The organism is Alkalihalobacillus phoenicis, from assembly GCF_047302405.1.
Lineage (GTDB): Bacteria > Bacillota > Bacilli > Bacillales > Bacillaceae_D > Alkalihalobacillus.
Window position 1 is genome coordinate 2760927 of record NZ_CP154853.1, and the last position, 21392, is coordinate 2782318.

Sequence of the window (21392 nt, forward strand, 5' to 3'; positions counted from 1 at the left end):
TCCTTCCGAGTAAGTTTCTAGCAGCAAACTCATTTTAAACAAGCAAAACCATGAAAAAAATCAGGTGGAAAAACTGTCCCACCTGATTGAAACCCTTCTCTTCACTCTGCTAATAAGTAGGATCTGAACTTTATGTCAAAACTTATTTAATCCATATTTTGTCTGCATCATTAATTTCCTTTATTTTTTCTAATGCAATCTTCGGTGTTCGGTCTTCTTTCAACAAACCGTTGATTTCTTGTTGAACATCAGTCGTTTGTGTATAGCAATAACCATTTATATAAGGAAGCGATTTGATCGCATCTGTTATATCACGATACCGTTTCAAAAATTCTTCCTCTGTATTCACTTGATTTCCATATCCCCAGCCACTTGCTTCATTAAAAGCAATACCACCATATTCCGTGATCATGATCGGTTGACCTTTGTATTGATAACCATCTGCAAATGCATATTTATGTTTATTATGAGGAATTTCATTGTTTAAAATTGGACTCTTGTCTTTATAACGCTCATAGAATACCTTACCAAGCTCCTCATAGTCATGAAGGGCAATAATGTCAGAAATCGTATGCTCCCATCCATCATTAACAATGACAGGCCGCTCTGAATCAAGCGTTTTGGTCAAATAATAAATCATCTCTGTGAAGGCCTGTTGCTTTTTATCTTTAAAAATATTTGGTACCCCCCATGATTCATTAAAGGGAACCCACGTTATAATTGACGGGTGATTGTAATGTTGCTGCACAATCTCTAGCCATTCTTTTGTGAAATTTTCAACGGCTTCATCGGAGAATTCATAAGTGGCTGCCATTTCAGACCAGACGAGCAATCCTTTTTTGTCACACCAGTATAAGAAGCGTTCATCTTCTAGCTTCTGATGTTTACGAACCCCATTAAATCCCATCGCTATCGTCTTTTCAATATCTTCTAGCATTGCTTCATCTGATGGAGGCGTCAACATCGTATCTGGCCAATAACCTTGGTCAAGTAAGAGCTTTTGATAAATAGGAACATTATTGAGGAGCACTTGACCATCTTTAATCGATACTTTTCTCATGCCAAAATAGGATTGCACCTCATCGACCACTTGATCCTTAATAGATAAAGTAAATCGCACATCATATAAATTAGGGTGTTCCGGACTCCAATGCATCACTTTCCATTCATATAAGTCAGAAAGCAAACTGACTTCCACACGACTATTCGTACGATCTGGCACGTTTGTAAACCGCTTTACGACTTCCCCAGCAAAGCTAATGGTCGTTTCGAGCTTCCAATCCGAATCGATCTCACCATTGAGCTTATAATCGAATAAAACAGAATTCGTATCCAATTTAGGCTCAATTTTCACCTTTTCAATGCTCTCCTTTTGTAAAAATTCGAGCCACACCGTTTGCCAAATCCCCGTATTTTGCACATACCAACAACCAAAATTCTCATCACGCCAACGTTGCTTTCCTCTCGGTCGATAACAACTCTGACTGTCTTCTACCTTGACCACTATTTCATTTTCTTTTGTATAATCGAGAGCATTTGTAATATCAAAGGAAAAAGCAGCATTTCCTCCAGCATGTTCACCAATATATTCCCCATTAATCCACACTTTTGTTAAATAGTCTGCTGCTTGAAACCTTAGTATCGCTCGTTTCCCGATTTCCTTTTTAGCGATTTCAAATGTTCTTTGATACCAAATATAAGGATGAAATTCCTCTTTACCAATCCCACTAGCTTTTGTCTCATACGTAAAAGGAACTTGTATATCAGTTGTAAAGGAAGATTGTTGATACCACAACCCTTTCTCACCAATGTTGTCGTCATCAAATGCAAACTTCCAAGTCCCATTTAAATTCATCCATTCTTGACGTTGAAATTGAGGGCGCGGATATTCTGTTCGTTGGTAAGTAACCTTGCTTTCTGTTGTTGTTGTCATCTGTAATACACTCCTTTAATTAGCCTTTAATTCCTGTAAAACTAATGCCTTTCACAATTTGTTTTTTGAAAATTAAGAATACGATGATGACCGGTATTGAAGCGATAGCATTGGCCGTCATCGGAAGTACATATGCTTGTGAGTAAGTTGAATTAAATACCGGAATCCCTACAGGTAACGTATAAAGTTGCTCCGATAAAATAGATAGATACGGCCATAAGAAGTTATTCCAAGAACCAATAAATGTAAAAATGGCGATAGCTGCTAACGCTGGTTTCGCTAATGGCAAAACAATTTTATAAAATAGTTTGAAAGAGGAACACCCATCTATAATGGCACTCTCAACAACCTCTTTTGGTACTCCATCAAAAAAGCTCTTTAAGATAATGACACCGAGTGAGGATGTAATCATCGGTAAGATTAGTCCCGCATAAGTGTCAATCATATTGAGGTTTTTGACGATTTCATACAATGGAATAATCGTTGCTTCCCCCGGGATCATTAAACCTAATAAGAAAAAGATGAAAATAAACTTTTTATATCTAAATTTCATTTGAGATATCGCAAATGCTGCGAGTGACGTAATAATTAATGTTAATATTGTGGTTATGAGTGCAACAATGAAACTATTAAACACCCAACGTAAAATCAAGCTTTCAAATAATAAATTCGTGTAATTATCAAAAGTAAATGGTGGCATAAACCAATCTAGGGGGTTAGTCGTCGAAAAGCCATTTGGCTTCACAGACACAAACAACATCCATATGATTGGTAGAATAAACAAAATCGCTACAAGGAAGCCTAAGGTTAATTTCAGCCTGCGCATCGGATCACGATTTCGCTGTAATAAAGCTGTGTTTTTATTCTTGCTTGGTTGAGTGGAGTTATGATTCTTAGATACTTTTACTTCACTCATTTAGCTCTCCCCCGATCTATTAGCCCTAAGTTGGATGACTGAGAGTATTAATAAGATAAAGAACAATGCATAAGACATAGTCGCAGCATACCCTAAATTATTTTGCCTAAATCCAGTCTCATAAATATACTGGATGAGCGGTCTTGTTGCACCACCAGGCCCCCCACCAGTAATTAAAAGAATTTGTGCAAACACTTTATAGGAAGCTAAAATTTGCAGCAACAAAATCACTCTTCCAATCGGTAAAAGCTGAGGGAGAGTAATATAACGAAACTGCTCCCACCGAGTCGCTCCATCTATTTCACTTGCTTCATATAATGAATCTGGTATATCTTGTAAACCAGTGAGAAATAAAATCATATTAAATCCTACTGACCACCATAAAGTTACAAGCACAATTGTTACCCAAGCTAAATATTTATCTGCCAACCAGAACGGCTCCACTTGAAGACCCATACTTTGTAAAACGTTATTTACGAGTCCACTGTATGGTTGAAGCATAAAAATAACAAGAAAGGATATGACAGCTACAGATAGAATACTCGGTAGAAAGTACGCCCCTCTGAAAAAGGTTCGCCATTTTGAATTCAAGTTTGCTAGCAACGCTAATCCCAAAGCAAGCAGAACCATCGTTGGCGTTGTTAGTATAACGAATAACGTTGTATTCCAAAGCGTCCTCCAGAAATGAGGATCCGCAAACATTTTTTGATAATTTTCCAATCCAACAAACTCCATTTTACGAACAAGAGTCCAGTCGTACAAACTCATCTCTAACCCTTTAAAGATAGGCAAAATGGTGAAGACTACATATGCTATAAAAAAGGGCAATAGAAACGGGACTGCCTTCAAATCTTGAACCCATGCCTTTTTATTCATCACTACACTCCCTTCAATTAAAGCAAAAGCACCTATAGATTTAATGTTAGTTGAACAAAATCAAACCTTATCTTCCTATAAGACTAGCAACTTCTTGTTCTATTTTGTTAAATGCTTCTTCAGGTGAAACTTCATTTGTCCAGATCAAATCGAGGTTACGAATCATAATATCTTGAACCCCACGTGCATAAATGGTTCGGTCTGGAAAGTTGACATAGTTAGCGACCTGAGCATATTCACTACGATATGGAAGCTCCTGATATTCTACCGATTCTACGACAGTATCTTTAGCAGGTATATGGCCAGCTTTTGCCCAAATGGCACCTTTCTCTGTTGCAAAATCCATAAATTCAAGTGCCGCTTTCTGTACTTCAGTGTCTGCACTTTGGTAATAAGGAATGACAAATGTATGCGAATCTCCCCAAGCACCTTCTTGTCCAAAAATATTCGGAAGTGGCATTGCAGTGAATTCTAACTCTTCCGTCGTTTCCCAAATCCCAGTTGCCCAAACACCTGTTGCAATTGAAGCTGAATTCTCTGATTGAAACTCGGCATAGAAATCGGCAAGGTTCAATGGAATAACTTCATCTTCATGCCAAAGATTATACAGGTATTCCGCAGCTTCAATCGCTTTATCAACATCAAGAACATATTCTGGATTTTCTAGGTCTTCAGTAAGAATATGTTCGCCTCCAAGCTGTGTATAATAACTCCACCAATGACGATAACTATCGACACCGGCAGTTGAAAATGCTAATGGAAACTTATCATCAGGTAATTCTTCTTTAAGAGTTGTGAAGAATTCTCTAAATCCATCAGGTGTTTGTTCCATTTTCACCGTTCCATCCTCATTTAATAGACCAGCGTCCCCGACAAGTTTATTATTTACATAAAAGATATGTGCGTGTGTATCAATAGGAACGGCATAATGCTTTTCATCATAGATGGTTGCCTCTAGTATATTTCGATTGAAATCATCCCAAGTTATACCAACTTCTAGACCGAGTGTATCCAATTCTTGAAGCAGACCTTGATTCACTAGTTCAGGTAATACATGGGTATGAGAAATTGCCAAATCTGGTCCTTTGCCCGATGCAACACTAGTTAAAAGTTTCGTATAATACTCATCGTAATCTTGAAGAACGTTATTAATAAAAATTCCATCCTGACTATTATTAAACTCTTCAACTATTTCTTGCATGTACTCAGCGTCTCCACCACCAAATAGATTCCATAAGACAACCTCGGTCGCCCCTTCAGGTACTTCTACGCCCCCTCCAGCTCCTTCACCCGCTCCGCCAGAGCAGGCTGTTAGTACGAACATAGCTAGTACTAGACCCAAAAAACTCATTAAGCTCTTTTTCATTATTGATTCCTCCCTTTTCAAATAAATTTTATCTTCATTAATTACAGAAAAATTGTAATAATACTTATTTTCTGTAATTATACGTTTAGAATACGCTTTCATAAATGCAAAGTCAACCTCTTTTTTCGTCGTTTTATGTATTAATTACATATTTACTGTTTATAAACAACAATATATATATTCTGGATTTTAGCCTATGAATTCTGTATAGAATTATTGCTACGTGTCATTTCGAGAACGCACCATCATTTTAAGTTATAGAGAAAGTAGAGATAAGGAGAAAAGGAGATTTAAGAAATGCTCACTAAAGAGGAACGATTAGGGGGGATGAACTTTATTAAGCTATTTTGAAAAATGAATGGAAATAACTATTGCTATGAACGTAAACAAATAAGCCACTTGGAGCTGGAGGCATACGAACCCTCCAACTCCAAATAGCCTAAACACAAAAATAACCGATCAGATTTACACGGAAATGAGTTATATATTAAGAAAAATCTATTTTTAATTTTATGTCTTGTGTATGATCACCGAATTCTTTACCAAATAAATTCATTCCACCTTTATGAACAGCATCATCCTTAATGCCAATTTTAAACGATATAAAATTGCGTTCTAGTATTCCCAGATCATCAATTTTCACATCTGATAAATAGAACTCATCAATCATTGTTCTTTGACTAGTTACTGTCCACGTTTTTAAAGATCCATATTGTGTACTAGTCAAATCTTTCCAAAAAGGTGGATTTAATCGTCCAGGCCGCTCACCAAAATCTCCCGGACTCGTCCAAGTCCCTATATCAACTCCATTTAACCAAACGGTAATGTCAGATGGCCAATTATGATCATAGTTCGGTGCCTCCGAACAAATTTCCAATGAAAATTGAACGGCCTTTATTTCAGATTCATGCGGAATAACTAGCGGAAATTTATATTCAAAATACCCTTTGCGTGTCCAAATAATCTGCGCTTTCGACCGCTCTGGACTATAGAAATGAACAGGCTCATCTTCCGGGAGAATAATTCCTTCATGATTAGCCATCCCGCAAGTTGGAGCAACTTCAAAATCAACATATTGCCCAATTGGCATTTCTAACTCAAAATTTTTATAGTCTTGTGTATATTTTTCATTACTACATAACTGAATATGAATATCATCAAAATTCCGTGTACAGACCTTCATCGCCCCTCTACTTGCAGGGCGCAATTCTGTTTGGATTAGACCAGCTTCCTCCAACACCTTCACATGAGAAGCACCTGTCGAAATTGGGATCTCTAATGCATTTGCTAATTGATGTATATTCATATTATCCATATTTAATAGCTTAATCATTTTTAACCTTACCTCTGACGACAACGCATGAGAAACCTTACGTAAATAGTCAGGATCATTAATTGATAATTCTAACAACAATACCCACCCCTAACTCATTAACTAGTATCTGTTCCTTATAATTAATATAAACAAAAAAGCTGTAATAATCCAGATTAATAATAAATAAATTAACTTTTTGTTTTAAGAGCCTGACCCCTGTATCTAAAAAAACTAATATTATAGTATAATCTCTAAAGCCTCAAACTCTTTTTTATTTGGTTGGGATAAAAGATCTTTTACTCCATCATCTATATAGGGTTTTAGTTGCTCTTTCTTTCCTTGCTTTTGAAGGGTATAAGCGAGGGATTAGGTATGATTAATTCATTATGTAAGGACAAATAGAACTGTTTCATACTTCTTATAACAGTGGTTGATAGTAGTTGCGGTATTACCTAGCGTTTCATACAATAGATAATAACGTCTTTAAACATTTTAGTATTGAGCGGTTCAGTAGAGTATTTATAACTTTCTAAAGCACGCTTGAACAATTGCTAGATTCTACTTACAGCACCGCTTTATACGATAAGTGAGGTTTCTCCTTTAAAACAAAGCTAAGCACGTTTGAAAGTACTCACCACCACTTATTAATGTTTATTCTTCTTCTCTTTGTCAATTTACTACACTCCTTTAAGGTTAAATATGAGGTAGCACAATATTTTACGCACACGATGATTAAGACATGACTAAAACAAAAAGGATTGCGTATTCAGTCATAAGACTAAACTCACAATCCTTTTTACACCTGGTAAAAAAATACCATTTCACTTAAAATTGATACCTGAGGCCGGACTTGAACCGGCACGCCATCGCTGGCAGTGGATTTTGAGTCCACCGTGTCTGCCATTCCACCACTCAGGCATGTGTTGATTGCTTATAAACAAGCAACTTGAATGAACTGACAAAAACTATCTTACCATCTTATGCTAGGATTGTCAATTGATTTTTCTAATTTGAATTGATAGGAGAATGAAAATCTAGTATTTCCATTCTCCTTCTTTTTCATCGTGGTAGCTCTCCTCCATATTTCTTCCTTAGTTTATTTAGTTGCTGAAGGTTTACATATGTCGCTTTTTCATTTTTGATTCCGAGTATTATTATTTTTATTACATGTTTCCCCCCCAGATTGAGCTCCTAAAGTATAAAAACAGCCTTATCGTCTAAAACGATAAGGCTGTAACGTAACTATTTTTAATAAACATGTGCAATAAAGGTTAGGAAGAATAATGCGGCAATAATATAAAGCGGTGCAGATACTTCCTTCGCTTTTCCTAATGCAAACTTTACAATTGGATAAGCAATAAAGCCAAAGGCAATTCCATCCGCAATACTATATGAAAATGGAATCATCACAATCACTAAAAATGCAGGAAACCCTTCCGAAAAATCTTGAAAGTCAATTTGCTTCACATTTTGCAACATTAAAACTCCAATAATAATTAAGATAGGAGCAATCGCGCTTCCTGGAATAATCTTAATAAAGGGAATGGCAAAAATAGAAAGCAAAAACAAACTTCCTGTCACAATTGCCGTAACACCTGTTCTGCCTCCAGCCGTAATACCAGCTGTACTTTCAACCGTTGCAACAGTAGGGCTCGTCCCAAGAAAACCACTAAATAAAATCGAAAAACCATTGGCTTGCAAAGAACGAGTAAATTTTTCTGGTCGATTAATCATATTTAAATGCCCATTTATTAACCCGATATTCTCAAATAAAAGAACCATCGTTAATGAAAAAACAGCAACTAAAAAGACGAAGTCACCGAACCTTTCAAAAGAAATAGCACCAAATAAAGAAAAATAACTTTCTAAATTTAAATGATTCGAGTCATTCCCTTGAAATTGGAGAACTCCTAAAACAGCTGCAATCCCTGTTCCAGCAACGATACTTATTAAAAAATTACCTGGTACATTCCTTATAAATAACACAATGGCTAACACAATCGATAATAAGGTTGCAATCACAAAAGGGCTACTAACATCCCCTAACGCAAGAAGGGAGTTTTCCCCTTTCCTTATAAGACCACCTTTTTCTAATCCGATTAGTGCTAAAAACAAACCTAGCCCAACCGTTATCGCGTGCTTTAATGAATTTGGTATAGCTTCTAGTAATAACTTTGCTAATCGTGTAAAAGAAATAATCGTCACAATGATTCCCGATACAACGACTACGCCTAATGCTTCTTGCCACGTCAATCCGATCGAATGGACTAAGGTATACGTGAACATTGCGTTAATCCCCATTCCTGGTACTAAGATAATTGGCGCATTTGCCCAAAATCCCATAAACCAGCAGCTAATTACACAAGTTAAAATAGTGGCAATAATTCCAGCCTCTAATGGTATACCTGCTTCAGCTAAAATGGCTGCATTAACAGCAATAATGTACACAATGGTAATGAATGATATCGTTCCAGCTAGAAGTTCTTTTTTCAAAGAAGTCTCATGACCAGCTAGATCAAAATAATTCTTAAACCCTTTTACCATTTAAAACATTCCTTATTCAGTTACCCTCTCCCACCCGGCGGAAAATAACCCACTGACTCGTATTATAAGTTCAACCATATAAATTTGTAAATAAGAAATTTGATCTACAAGTAATCCATTCTATCTCCTCTACGAACTAATCACAGTTAAATAATAAGTCAGTTATAGCATAATTCATTTGACAAACGAGACAGATAAATGTAAATTATTTATAGTTACCAATACAGTGGTAACATTTCAAAATAGATGCAAGCATTTATCCGGCATAATGAATGTAGATCAATCCTTCATTCTCTATTTATCTTTTTTCTATTAAAAATTAGCGTAGTATTCCTTACGCACAATATATTGGAAATTAATTCAAGAACTCTCTGGAGGTACTAAAATGAAAACAGCTTACATAAATGCTAAATTTTTCACAATGAATCTTAACAATGAAGTATTTGAAAATGGACTTATGATTGTTGAAGATCAGGTCATTTCCTATATCGGCTCCTATACTAGTGCTCAGTTAACCGATGTTAATCAAGTCGTTGATCTATTAGGAAAATGGGTCATGCCTGGACTCGTTAATACTCACTCTCACATTGTGATGACGATTTTAAGAGGAATTGGCGATGATATGTTGTTGAAACCTTGGCTAAATGAAAAAATATGGCCTTTAGAAAAACAATTCACAACGGAAATGGCTTCTATTAGTACATTACTCGGTGTGTTAGAAATGTTAAAATCGGGTACGACGACTTTTTCTGATATGTTTAATCCGGTTGGGCTCGATGGTGATCAACTAATGGCCGTTTTAGGTGATTCAGGGATTAGAGGTGCCTTTTCCCATACAATCTTTAGTCTTGGTACTAAATCACAACAACGTGAAAATTTAATAACAGCTGAAAACTTCGCGAAAAAATATAAATCGTACGCCGATGGTCGACTCACAACAATGGTTGCCCCACATAGTCCTTATACATGTACATTTGAAGCATTAGAAGAAAGTGCACGGATTGCAAAAGAAAATAACGTAATGGTCCATATTCATCTTTCTGAAACAGATGGAGAAATTGAAGAAATCAACCAAAAGTATGGAGTACGTCCTGTCGAGCATGTTCGTCGATCCGGCCTATTTGATCAGCCAACAGTTATAGCACATGGTGTTATTCTAAACGATGAAGAGCGAGGCTTACTCAAAGAATATGAAGTTCGCGTCGCCCATAATCCTATTAGCAATTTGAAGCTTGGTTCAGGAGTTGCTGATGTTGTAAAGCTTCTTGAGGCAGGAATAAAAGTCGGAATTGCTACAGATGGAGTTGCTTCTAATAATAACTTTGACATGTTTGAAGAGGTTAGAACAGCAGCACTTCTTCAAAAAGGGTTATACAAAGATGCAACGAAACTTCCAGCTGAAACTGTGCTCTCACTTGCCACTAGAGTCGGTGCAGAGGCGATCGGTATGAGTCATGTCGGTTCTCTTGAAACAAAGAAGCATGCTGATTTTATCACTATTAATCCCGTAGACAAACCTCATTTACAACCACTGAGTGAAGCGTATTCGCATTTATTGTATGCAGCTAACGGACGAGATGTCTGTGACGTCTTTATCGGTGGTAAACAAGTTGTAAAGGATAGGCAGTGTTTAACGATCGATGAGGAGAGAATCATTGCAGAAGTCAATCGATTGCATCAGACCTTTATTCGTTAATCTCATAAAGGTCATTGGGCTAATTCACTATATTTATTTCAAAAATTCATGTTTAATCGTGCTTGTACTTTTATTCAAATTGCTTATAAATCCAGTTCAATCCCTCTTAAATTAATAGTTACTAGTAACGTAATTATGAGTGTGTTACCAATACAAGGTTTGCTCGTATTTTTTTGAAACACATCTAAAAGCACTTCTTAAAACGAATATTATTAGCAGCCCTATTTATAAGATAGATTTTCTTCATTAATACCTTAGTTAGACTTCTATAGCATAAAAGGACACCAATCCCCGAAGTTCGAATAACATTCACTTCTTCTAGGGGATTTATAGTGTCCATTCTGAGTTGAGTATTAATTATTTACTTAATGCTCTTCTTTCTACTTATTCCAATCCAAACAAGTCCTCCAACTAGAAGAACGCTTATTACAATAAACAGAATTATTAACAAAAAACGACTTGATTCCTTAAAATCTTCCAATTGTTCCTCTATTAGTTCCTGATCACCAACAGATAATTCAATTGAGTATTTGCTAAAACCGTTGTCCAATGTACCTAAATATTGAATATGTTCCATTTGCTCTGCATAACTTTTGGCACTTGGTGAGCTTTCAAATGTCACAAGTACATCACTTTTTATAGGGGCAAAAGTCCAGTTATTATCAGCTGATGGATTAATCGTTTGTTGGTCAAAGATATACTCTATAACGATCTGACGACTCTCATCAGGAAATTCAATAATAATATTACTACCATCTACATCAGGGAAGTTTCCACCACCAGTTGCACGATAGTTATTTGTAGCAACAATAAATTGCTGTTCAGCTGTTATTTCTTGCCCCTCATAAAGCAAATTGACAATGCGATTCGAATCCGGATTAACTACATTTCCACTAGGATCGTATTTTGGAGGTTGTGTTATATCAATCTGATAAGTAACTCCATCCATAACATCATAATTATAAGAAGGAAATTCGGGATTTAATAGTACTTGCTCTTCCGATGTATTTGGATCAATTTGTTTAAATTGACCAGCTGACATTTCAATCCATTCTTTTACTTGAGCGCCGTCTAATAAAACCGCCATTAGTGTATTTGGGTAAACATACAAATCAGCCACATTTTTTATCGCAATCGTTCCCTCTTCTATATCTGTATAGTAATCTGGGCCCCCTCGTCCACCCGCTTTAAATGGGGCCCCAGCTGATAAAACAGGAATTCCTTCATAATCTGTCCCTTGAATATATTTTTCTACGTACCACCTTTGAGCATTTGTGACAATTTGGATCGATGGATCATCTTGAACAAGAGAAAAATAACTATGAATAGGATCCGTTGTTTCCCCAACATCGCCACGAACATATTCTAACGTTCCCTCATGTTCATGTTTAACAGCTTCTACAATCCCTTGATCAGCTTCTACCAACGCTTTTCTCTCTTCACTATCAAAAACAGGTAAAGCACTAGATTGAGAATCAACTACTTTCCATTCTCCATCCACTTGTTCTAAAACTAAATCAATAACCCCTAAATGATTCCCCCAAAATCCTGGCATAACAGATGGAACGCCATTAATTGTTCCTTTTTGATTATCAATTCCTTCAATATCATCAAAGCCTTGTCCAGGAAATACAGAGTGTGAATGACCGAATAAAATAGCATCAATTCCATCAACTGTACTTAAATATCCGACTGCATTTTCTGCCTTTTCCTTTGGCATTCCTTTTTCAAAACCTGAATGAGGTATAGCAATGATCAGATCGGCGCCCTCTTCTTTCATTTGTGGGATAAATTTTTCTGCTGTTTCAACGATATCCTTCGCAATGACTTTTCCTTCTAAATGTGCTTTATCCCATTGCATAATTTGAGGAGGTACAAATCCTATTACCCCTATTTTTAATGCATGTTCTTCTCCACTCTGATCAACAAACATACGGTCTAAAATAAGGTAAGGAGTAAAATAATTTTTATCCTCACTATCATCAGCAAAATACACATTAGCATTTACATATGGAAAGTTTGAACCATTTAACGTTTTCTCTAAAAAATCCAAACCATAATTAAATTCATGGTTTCCGATATTTCCTGCATCGTAGTCAAGTAAATTCATAGCTTTATAAACAGGGTGAATCTCTCCTTCCTCTAACCCTTTTATGTTAGCCATGTAATCACCTAGCGGATTTCCTTGAATTAAATCACCATTATCAAAGAGTAAACTATTTTTCACTTCTTCTCTAGCTTGTTTAATTAACGTTGCTGTTTTAGCTAATCCATATTCATCAGTTAACTCATCTCGGTAATAATCATAGTTTACAAGATGAACATGAAGATCAGTGGTTTCCATAATTCTAAGGTTTAACAGACCTCCTCCAGTTTCAGCAGAAGCTCTTGGCATAGTTAAAGTAAATACATTAAATATAATTAATACGACCAAACATGTACTTAAGAATTTATTTATTTTCATCATCTTTCTCCTCATCTTCTACGAAATCTAAATCTTTAAAGCTACTAAACTTCCTATACCACTCTTAACAATACGATATTTTGAAAATCATCAAATTATATTATCGTACCACGTTTTTCAACGGTTATTATATTCGTTTCCTCCCTTTAATTTATCCAATATTCCAAAAAATAAAGTCGTAGATGAACATTCAACAACTACTCTGCATGAATGATATAGATTACTGACTAATATCGACAGTACGCCCTTCATTTAAAGGGACAATCATATGCTCGCCAAACCAAAGCCCTGACATCAATGATGGCGAAATCTCACCTCCCGCACTAAGAAAGAGTACATTTTCTTTTTCCGAACGATTATCATTAATAAGCCCAATGTGCTTAGGCAAACTCGCTTCTTCCCATCAATAAGAAAGCGATTACAAACACCCCAAAAAAAAAGAAAATATTATGTTTCTTTAAATGGCTCATCTTCATTCCTTTCTTTCAAAAAAATGAAGTATTGATAAGTTAACTATAAAGAGGATAATTAGCACAATATAATCACCCTCTTAATAGTTTTTGAATCTTATGTTTATAAAACCATATTATTTTCTTGTGAAAATTAACTTTTATTTCTCCCTAAACTATCTTATCTTCCAATCATGTATTCCCCCCTTTGATATCATTTAAAATAAACTATAATAACATCCCTGCAATTGCAGCACTTAAAAGTGAAGCTAATGATCCTGCAATAACAGCACGAATTCCAAAATTAGCAATTTCTTTTCGTCTATTCGGGGCAAGACCACCTAAACCACCAATAAGTATCGCTAGTGATCCTAGATTTGCAAATCCACAAAGAGCAAAACTCACAACAATATTCGTTTTTGCTGATAAATTTGCCATTTCAGGAGCAAACGCAGCGTATGCAACAAACTCATTTAAAACAATTTTTTGTCCAATAAAACTACCAGCCTGAAGGACATCATTCCATGGTACACCAACGGCAAAAGCAATTGGAGCAAATACATAACCTAAAATCAATTCTAATGATAATGATTCAAAGCCGAACCAACCACCGATTCCGGAAAGAATTCCATTCATTAAAGCAATTAAAGCGATAAATGCAAGCAACATTGCTCCTACATTTAAAGCAAGCATTAAACCATCAGATGCTCCTCTTGCCGCTGCATCAATTACATTGGCTGGTTTTTCCTCTTCCACCTCTATTTTTTCTTCAAGTGGAAGATCTTGTTGTATTTCAGCTGTAGCTGCTGTTTCAAGTTCTTGCTGCGTTTCAATTGTATTGGCAGCCATTCTCAGCTCCGTTACTGTTTCTGTTTCAGGTACGATAATTTTAGCAATAATTAAACCGGCTGGTGCTGCCATAAAGCTAGCTGCTAAAAGATATTCAAGTGGAACGCCCAATAATGAATACCCGATTAGGACTGATCCTGCAATAGAAGCAAGACCACCCGTCATAACTGCAAAGAGCTCTGATTGGGTTAACTTTGCAATGTATGGACGGATAACAAGTGGAGCTTCTGTTTGACCAACAAAAATATTTGCAGCAGCGGACATCGATTCTGCCTGGCTTGTCCCAAGTAACTTTGAAAGCCCTCCGCCAATAATTTTAATAAACCATTGCATAATTCCGAGATAATACAGGACAGAAATAAGCGATGAAAAAAAGATAATAACGGTTAAAACTTGAAATGCAAAAATAAAGCCGATACTTTCATTACCAATCAACCCACCAAATAAGAAACCAATTCCTTCATTTGTATAATTAATAATGTCTTGAATTTTCAAAGCCAACCAACTTAGAATTTTTTGCCCAGTTTCCCATTTTAAAACAATAAATGCAAAGGAGAGTTGAATCATTAGACCTCCTATTATCGTACGAAGATTTATTCTCTTTTTATTGTTTGATAATAAAAAGGCAAGGCTTAATACAAAAAATATACCTAAGATTCCCCAAATAACATTCATAATGAATCTCCTTCATTTTTAATACAAGAACGTCAGATCATCTAGAAACCCACTTATAAATTCGCTTGACTTCAGATGTCAGACCTCTTGTTCGCAAAAAAATTTACTGATGTAAAATTAAATATCTATCGATTAACACTTTTCGTACTTCCAATCTCTTACCCAAAAGCCAAATCATTATTTTTTCTATAAATGTCCTAAAATCCATCTCCTTTTGTTTTGAGTTTTTAAAATTCACTCCCTTTGAAAACCTTTTCACTTATTTTTATCATCAGACGTCAGACGTCATATCTTTTAAAAACTATCCTTTTTAATAATACAAGAAGTGTTCCCACTTTTCAACCTTGATTTCATTACTTCTATAGTGAAGAAGTCATTTCTTTAACAAGTAATAAGAAGTTATCCCTTACCTTCTCTGTTCATATACACCTTGGATCAAGGGAAAGAACAAAAACTTCGGCCTCTTGTTCTCCCATTTGTCCTCCAGCTCCAATCGGCAGATGCGTATGAAATCCACTCTTACCGTACGGGTACTCAAACTCGTTTATTAAAGCGTCTTGATGCCCTTGATTTAAATCGAAAAGACTTATATAGTCAAGGAATTAATGAAATGAAAAAGTAATTTTTGATTTAGCTGAAACTTTAGATCTACCTGTTGCTGGTGGCAGTGATACCCATCACAACTGAGCTAACGCCGTAAAGAAATCACGAACAAGTAAACACCTCGGCTCCGATTCAATAAATTGAAGAAAAGCAGCAGTAAGAAGATTCCTTACTGCTGCTTTTTACAGCTACCGATCAGCCACTTTTAAATCATTTATGGAATAACTAGCGGTTATGCTAATAAAAAAAGCGACTGCTCTCTCATAAAAGAACAAGTCGCCTATCATTTTTTATCAATCTGTTATGTTATGGATTTGAATAAATAAAAAAACGATCTCTTTTCAGAATCGTTTGTGTTAAATAAAATGGCGCGCCCTGAGAGATTCGAACTCCCGACCTTTTGATTCGTAGTCAAACACTCTATCCAGCTGAGCTAAGGGCGCATATGGTGCCGAGGGCCGGACTTGAACCGGCACGGTAGTCACCTACCGCAGGATTTTAAGTCCTGTGTGTCTGCCAATTCCACCACCCCGGCATTTTAGGTATGTAGGCAGATATAAAGAAATAATCGATGGAGGCGGCACCCGGATTTGAACCGGGGATAAAGGTTTTGCAGACCCGTGCCTTACCCCTTGGCTATGCCGCCATCAATTGGAGCGGAAGACGGGATTCGAACCCGCGACCCCCACCTTGGCAAGGTGGTGTTCTACCACTGAACTACTTCCGCATATTGGCTGGGCTAGCTGGATTCGAACCAACGCATGACGGAATCAAAATCCGTTGCCTTACCGCTTGGCCATAGCCCAATATTTCAAAAGAAAAATGGGGCGACTGATGGGAATCGAACCCACGAATGTCGGAACCACAATCCGATGTGTTAACCACTTCACCACAATCGCCATATTAAATTTGGCAGGGGCAGTAGGAATTGAACCCACACCAAAGGTTTTGGAGACCTTCGTTCTACCTTTAAACTATGCCCCTACATAAATGGTGGAGGGGGACGGATTCGAACCGCCGAACCCTTAGGGAGCGGATTTACAGTCCGCCGCGTTTAGCCACTTCGCTACCCCTCCAAACGACACTATTTATAATACCTCAATTGCTATAAAAAATCAACAACTTTTTATTATAAATTTTTTAGAGTGCCGGCCAGAGGACTTGAACCCCCAACCTACTGATTACAAGTCAGTTGCTCTACCAATTGAGCTAGGCCGGCATTAGAATGGTGGCTTGGGACGGAATCGAACCGCCGACACATGGATTTTCAGTCCATTGCTCTACCGACTGAGCTACCAAGCCAAATATGTATTTTATATTATGATATAATGGCGGTCCGGACGGGACTCGAACCCGCGACCTCCTGCGTGACAGGCAGGCATTCTAACCAACTGAACTACCGGACCAAGTATAAATTGGTTATATTACTATAAATAAATATTGGTTGCGGGGGACGGATTTGAACCATCGACCTTCGGGTTATGAGCCCGACGAGCTACCAGACTGCTCCACCCCGCGATATTATTAAGATAAATTTAAATGGTGGAGGATGACGGGATCGAACCGCCGACCCCCTGCTTGTAAGGCAGGTGCTCTCCCAGCTGAGCTAATCCTCCATATTTGTCTTCAGATAAGCTTCAAATCTCTTCGTCTAGTTCGTGTTTCTCTTTCAGTCACGTACGATGTACGCTCCTTCTTTCGAACACTTCCTATCCTCGACCTTTTCGCTTCTCTTTGACAACTGCCTTTTAGGCTTCAGTTTAAAAGTTGGTGACCCGTACGGGATTCGAACCCGTGTTACCGCCGTGAAAGGGCGGTGTCTTAACCGCTTGACCAACGGGCCATCTGTTATTTATATAAATCCGAGTATTTTCTGGCGGAGAGCGAGGGATTCGAACCCTCGAGACGGTTCTACACCGCCTACACGATTTCCAATCGTGCTCCTTCGGCCAACTCGGACAGCTCTCCGAATAAATCTTGGCTCCACAGGTAGGACTCGAACCTACGACCGATCGGTTAACAGCCGATTGCTCTACCACTGAGCTACTGTGGAATAATATATGCCTGGCAACGTCCTACTCTCACAGGGGGAAGCCCCCAACTACCATCGGCGCTGAAGAGCTTAACGGCCGTGTTCGGCATGGGAACGGGTGTGACCTCTTCGCTATCGCCACCAGACTTTTTTTGGCTTCAGATAACCGGCGAACTTCTTCGTCAGCTTCCCTCCTTCAGTCATGTCGTGTACGGGTGTACACTTCATTCTTTCAGTCAGTCGCTTCCTCGAATTTCTTGGTTCTCTTTGCCAAATCAATTCTTGATGAAATTTATTCTTTTGTTTGAGAGTTCTCTCAAAACTAGATAATCGATAAAACATGATGTCAAGAATAATAATGGATAAGTCCTCGACCGATTAGTATCTGTCAGCTCCACGTGTCGCCACGCTTCCACACCAGACCTATCAACCTCATCATCTCTAAGGGGTCTTACTGGATTAACTCCATGGGAAATCTCATCTTGAGGGGGGCTTCATGCTTAGATGCTTTCAGCACTTATCCCTTCCACACGTAGCTACCCAGCGATGCTCCTGGCGGAACAACTGGTACACCAGCGGTGTGTCCATCCCGGTCCTCTCGTACTAAGGACAGCTCCTCTCAAATTTCCTGCGCCCGCGACGGATAGGGACCGAACTGTCTCACGACGTTCTGAACCCAGCTCGCGTACCGCTTTAATGGGCGAACAGCCCAACCCTTGGGACCTACTTCAGCCCCAGGATGCGATGAGCCGACATCGAGGTGCCAAACCTCCCCGTCGATGTGGACTCTTGGGGGAGATAAGCCTGTTATCCCCAGGGTAGCTTTTATCCGTTGAGCGATGGCCCTTCCATGCGGAACCACCGGATCACTAAGCCCGACTTTCGTCCCTGCTCGACTTGTAGGTCTCGCAGTCAAGCTCCCTTTTGCCTTTGCACTCTACGAATGATTTCCAACCATTCTGAGGGAACCTTTGGGCGCCTCCGTTACTGTTTAGGAGGCGACCGCCCCAGTCAAACTGCCCACCTGACACTGTCCCTGAACCGGATCACGGTCCGAGGTTAGAATGTCAGCACAGTCAGGGTAGTATCCCACCGACGCCTCCACCGAAGCTAGCGCTCCGGCTTCCAAGGCTCCTACCTATCCTGTACAAACTGTACCAACATCCAATATCAAGCTACAGTAAAGCTCCATGGGGTCTTTCCGTCCTGTCGCGGGTAACCTGCATCTTCACAGGTACTATAATTTCACCGGGTCTCTCGTTGAGACAGTATCCAAATCGTTACACCATTCGTGCGGGTCGGAACTTACCCGACAAGGAATTTCGCTACCTTAGGACCGTTATAGTTACGGCCGCCGTTTACTGGGGCTTCAATTCAGAGCTTCTCCCGTAAGGGATAACCCCTCCTCTTAACCTTCCAGCACCGGGCAGGTGTCAGCCCCTATACTTCGCCTTGCGGCTTCGCAGAGACCTGTGTTTTTGCTAAACAGTCGCTTGGATCTTTTCACTGCGGCTCTCTCAGGCTATTCACCTTAATAGAGCACCCCTTCTCCCGAAGTTACGGGGTCATTTTGCCGAGTTCCTTAACGAGAGTTCTCCCGAGCGTCTTAGAATTCTCTTCTCGCCTACCTGTGTCGGTTTACGGTACGGGCACCTCTCACCTCGCTAGAGGCTTTTCTTGGCAGTGTAGAATCAGGAACTTCGGTACTAAATTTCCCTCGCCATCACAGCTCAGCCTTCATGAGAAGCGGATTTGCCTACTTCTCAGCCTAACTGCTTGGACGCACATATCCATCAGTGCGCTTACCCTATCTTTCTGCGTCCCCCCATTACTCAAACGGTGAGGAGGTGGTACAGGAATTTCAACCTGTTGTCCATCGCCTACGCTTTTCAGCCTCGGCTTAGGTCCCGACTAACCCTGAGCGGACGAGCCTTCCTCAGGAAACCTTGGGCTTTCGACGGAGGGGATTCTCACCCCTCTTTTCGCTACTCATACCGGCATTCTCACTTCTAAACGCTCCACCAGTCCTCACGATCTGACTTCGCTGCATTTAGAACGCTCCCCTACCACTTACACCTGAAGGTGTAAATCCATAGCTTCGGTGATACGTTTAGCCCCGGTACATTTTCGGCGCAGAGTCACTCGACCAGTGAGCTATTACGCACTCTTTAAATGGTGGCTGCTTCTAAGCCAACATCCTGGTTGTCTAAGCAACTCCACATCCTTTTCCACTTAACGTATACTTGGGGACCTTAGCTGATGGTCTGGGCTGTTTCCCTCTTGACTACGGATCTTAGCACTCGCAGTCTGACTCCCGAGGATAAGTAATTGGCATTCGGAGTTTGACTGAATTCGGTAATCCTGTGGGGACCCCTAGTCCAATCAGTGCTCTACCTCCAATACTCTCACCTCGAGGCTAGCCCTAAAGCTATTTCGGGGAGAACCAGCTATTTCCGAGTTCGATTGGCATTTCACCCCTACCCACACCTCATCCCCGCATTTTTCAACATGCGTGGGTTCGGGCCTCCATTCAGTGTTACCTGAACTTCACCCTGGACATGGGTAGATCACACGGTTTCGGGTCTACGACGGCGTACTCATTCGCCCTATTCAGACTCGCTTTCGCTACGGCTCCGCTTTATCAGCTTAACCTTGCACGACATCGTAACTCGCCGGTTCATTCTACAAAAGGCACGCTGTCACCCATTAACGGGCTCCAACTAGTTGTAGGCACACGGTTTCAGGATCTCTTTCACTCCCCTTCCGGGGTGCTTTTCACCTTTCCCTCACGGTACTGGTTCACTATCGGTCACTAGGGAGTATTTAGCCTTGGGAGATGGTCCTCCCGGATTCCGACGGGGTTTCACGTGTCCCGCCGTACTCAGGATCCACTCTGGAGGAAACGAAGTTTCGGCTACGGGGTTGTTACCCTCTTCGACGGACCTTTCCAGGTCGCTTCACCTACTTCGTTTCTTTTTGACTCCGTATAGAGTGTCCTACAACCCCAAGAGGCAAGCCTCTTGGTTTGGGCTGATTCCGTTTCGCTCGCCGCTACTCAGGAAATCGCATTTGCTTTCTCTTCCTCTGGGTACTTAGATGTTTCAGTTCCCCAGGTCTGCCTTCTCATACCCTATGTATTCAGATATGGATACCATCCTATTAAAGATGATGGGTTCCCCCATTCGGATATCCCCGGTTCAAAGCTTACTTACAGCTCCCCGAGGCGTTTCGCCGTTCGTCGCGTCCTTCTTCGGCTCCTAGTGCCAAGGCATTCACCGTGCGCCCTTTCTAACTTAACCATTTTGGCTGCAAATCAACGGCGGATTTCTTCGTCAACTTCGCCTTCTCAGTCATGTCACGTACGAGTGTACGCTCCATTCTTTCGAAGCTTCGTTTCCTCGATCTCCTTGTTTCTTTTTGCCAAATTTGACTTCCGATTTTCGATTGCTCGAATCTCTTTGGTCGTATTATCAAAGGTTTGATATGAATTCTTGACATTCTCGTTCGTCTATCGTTATAGACTCCGATGAATTAATCATGTTTATCTTATTATCTAGTTTTCAAAGAACCAATAAATTCCGAGCTCCCTCTCTCTTCTTTACAAAAAGAAAGGATTCTCTTCTTCTATTTATTAGAATGAAGGTTAGTTCATTCAAAACTGAACAAAAGGACCA

10 protein-coding genes, 17 tRNA genes and 2 rRNA genes are annotated in these 21392 nt (G+C 39.4%); 1 reads left to right on the forward strand and 28 read right to left on the reverse strand.

Going from position 1 to position 21392, the window contains the following annotated elements; genetic code table 11:
* Positions 1-142: 142 nt before the first annotated feature.
* The 7 genes from AA0017_RS13140 to AA0017_RS13170 all read right to left on the reverse strand — a co-directional run bounded on the left by AA0017_RS13140 (position 143) and on the right by AA0017_RS13170 (position 8950).
* On the reverse strand, positions 143-1933 hold the full coding sequence (locus tag AA0017_RS13140; RefSeq protein WP_413375040.1) for a glycoside hydrolase family 2 protein: 1791 nt from the start codon (positions 1931-1933) through the stop codon (positions 143-145).
* A gap of 19 nt (positions 1934-1952) precedes the next feature.
* A complete protein-coding gene (locus tag AA0017_RS13145; RefSeq protein ID WP_413375042.1) occupies positions 1953-2849 on the reverse strand; it encodes a carbohydrate ABC transporter permease in 897 nt (298 codons plus the stop codon).
* Positions 2850-3725 (reverse strand): carbohydrate ABC transporter permease, encoded by an 876-nt coding sequence (locus AA0017_RS13150; protein WP_413375044.1) that lies wholly within the window; start codon positions 3723-3725, stop codon positions 2850-2852.
* 67 nt (positions 3726-3792) lie between these two features.
* Positions 3793-5091 carry an extracellular solute-binding protein gene (locus tag AA0017_RS13155; RefSeq protein WP_413375046.1) on the reverse strand — a complete coding sequence of 433 codons (1299 nt, stop codon included), beginning with the start codon at positions 5089-5091 and terminating at the stop codon, positions 3793-3795.
* 487 nt (positions 5092-5578) lie between these two features.
* On the reverse strand, positions 5579-6502 hold the full coding sequence (locus AA0017_RS13160) for an ArsR/SmtB family transcription factor (RefSeq protein ID WP_413375048.1): 924 nt from the start codon (positions 6500-6502) through the stop codon (positions 5579-5581).
* Between the two features lie 739 nt (positions 6503-7241).
* A tRNA-Leu gene (locus AA0017_RS13165) sits at positions 7242-7324 on the reverse strand.
* A 330-nt stretch (positions 7325-7654) separates the two neighbouring features.
* On the reverse strand, positions 7655-8950 hold the full coding sequence (locus AA0017_RS13170; RefSeq protein WP_413375050.1) for an NCS2 family permease: 1296 nt from the start codon (positions 8948-8950) through the stop codon (positions 7655-7657).
* 385 nt (positions 8951-9335) lie between these two features.
* Between AA0017_RS13170 and AA0017_RS13175 the strand changes: the two genes are divergently transcribed.
* Complete coding sequence (locus AA0017_RS13175; protein ID WP_413375052.1) at positions 9336-10646, forward strand: amidohydrolase family protein; 1311 nt, start codon at positions 9336-9338, stop codon at positions 10644-10646.
* Positions 10647-11007: 361 nt separating this feature from the next.
* On the opposite strand, the gene AA0017_RS13180 is transcribed toward AA0017_RS13175, so the two are convergent.
* From AA0017_RS13180 to AA0017_RS13280, 21 genes are all read right to left on the reverse strand, one after another.
* Entirely contained in the window at positions 11008-13113 is a 2106-nt protein-coding gene (locus AA0017_RS13180; RefSeq protein WP_413375054.1) for a bifunctional 2',3'-cyclic-nucleotide 2'-phosphodiesterase/3'-nucleotidase, read from the reverse strand.
* A gap of 217 nt (positions 13114-13330) precedes the next feature.
* The gene (locus AA0017_RS13185; RefSeq protein ID WP_413375056.1) at positions 13331-13498 is read right to left on the reverse strand and encodes a hypothetical protein; all 168 of its coding nucleotides are present in this window, start codon (positions 13496-13498) and stop codon (positions 13331-13333) included.
* 289 nt (positions 13499-13787) lie between these two features.
* Positions 13788-15083, reverse strand: a complete 1296-nt coding sequence (locus tag AA0017_RS13190; RefSeq protein WP_413375058.1) for a NupC/NupG family nucleoside CNT transporter — start codon at positions 15081-15083, stop codon at positions 13788-13790.
* A gap of 969 nt (positions 15084-16052) precedes the next feature.
* Positions 16053-16129, reverse strand: a tRNA-Arg gene (locus tag AA0017_RS13195).
* 3 nt (positions 16130-16132) lie between these two features.
* Positions 16133-16221, reverse strand: a tRNA-Leu gene (locus tag AA0017_RS13200).
* A gap of 37 nt (positions 16222-16258) precedes the next feature.
* Positions 16259-16332 (reverse strand) — tRNA-Cys (locus tag AA0017_RS13205).
* Between the two features lie 6 nt (positions 16333-16338).
* Positions 16339-16413: transfer RNA gene (locus AA0017_RS13210), tRNA-Gly, on the reverse strand.
* A gap of 4 nt (positions 16414-16417) precedes the next feature.
* Positions 16418-16492: transfer RNA gene (locus AA0017_RS13215), tRNA-Gln, on the reverse strand.
* A gap of 17 nt (positions 16493-16509) precedes the next feature.
* A tRNA-His gene (locus tag AA0017_RS13220) sits at positions 16510-16585 on the reverse strand.
* Positions 16586-16596: 11 nt separating this feature from the next.
* Positions 16597-16670, reverse strand: a tRNA-Trp gene (locus tag AA0017_RS13225).
* A gap of 7 nt (positions 16671-16677) precedes the next feature.
* A tRNA-Tyr gene (locus AA0017_RS13230) sits at positions 16678-16762 on the reverse strand.
* A gap of 70 nt (positions 16763-16832) precedes the next feature.
* Positions 16833-16905, reverse strand: a tRNA-Thr gene (locus AA0017_RS13235).
* A gap of 7 nt (positions 16906-16912) precedes the next feature.
* Positions 16913-16988: transfer RNA gene (locus AA0017_RS13240), tRNA-Phe, on the reverse strand.
* Between the two features lie 27 nt (positions 16989-17015).
* A tRNA-Asp gene (locus AA0017_RS13245) sits at positions 17016-17092 on the reverse strand.
* A 35-nt stretch (positions 17093-17127) separates the two neighbouring features.
* Positions 17128-17204, reverse strand: a tRNA-Met gene (locus AA0017_RS13250).
* 22 nt (positions 17205-17226) lie between these two features.
* Positions 17227-17302: transfer RNA gene (locus AA0017_RS13255), tRNA-Val, on the reverse strand.
* A gap of 152 nt (positions 17303-17454) precedes the next feature.
* Positions 17455-17529: transfer RNA gene (locus AA0017_RS13260), tRNA-Glu, on the reverse strand.
* Positions 17530-17560: 31 nt separating this feature from the next.
* Positions 17561-17654 (reverse strand) — tRNA-Ser (locus tag AA0017_RS13265).
* Positions 17655-17664: 10 nt separating this feature from the next.
* Positions 17665-17739: transfer RNA gene (locus AA0017_RS13270), tRNA-Asn, on the reverse strand.
* Between the two features lie 9 nt (positions 17740-17748).
* A 5S ribosomal RNA gene (gene rrf, locus AA0017_RS13275) occupies positions 17749-17864 on the reverse strand.
* A gap of 212 nt (positions 17865-18076) precedes the next feature.
* Positions 18077-21017, reverse strand: a 23S ribosomal RNA gene (locus AA0017_RS13280).
* Positions 21018-21392: the final 375 nt, after the last annotated feature.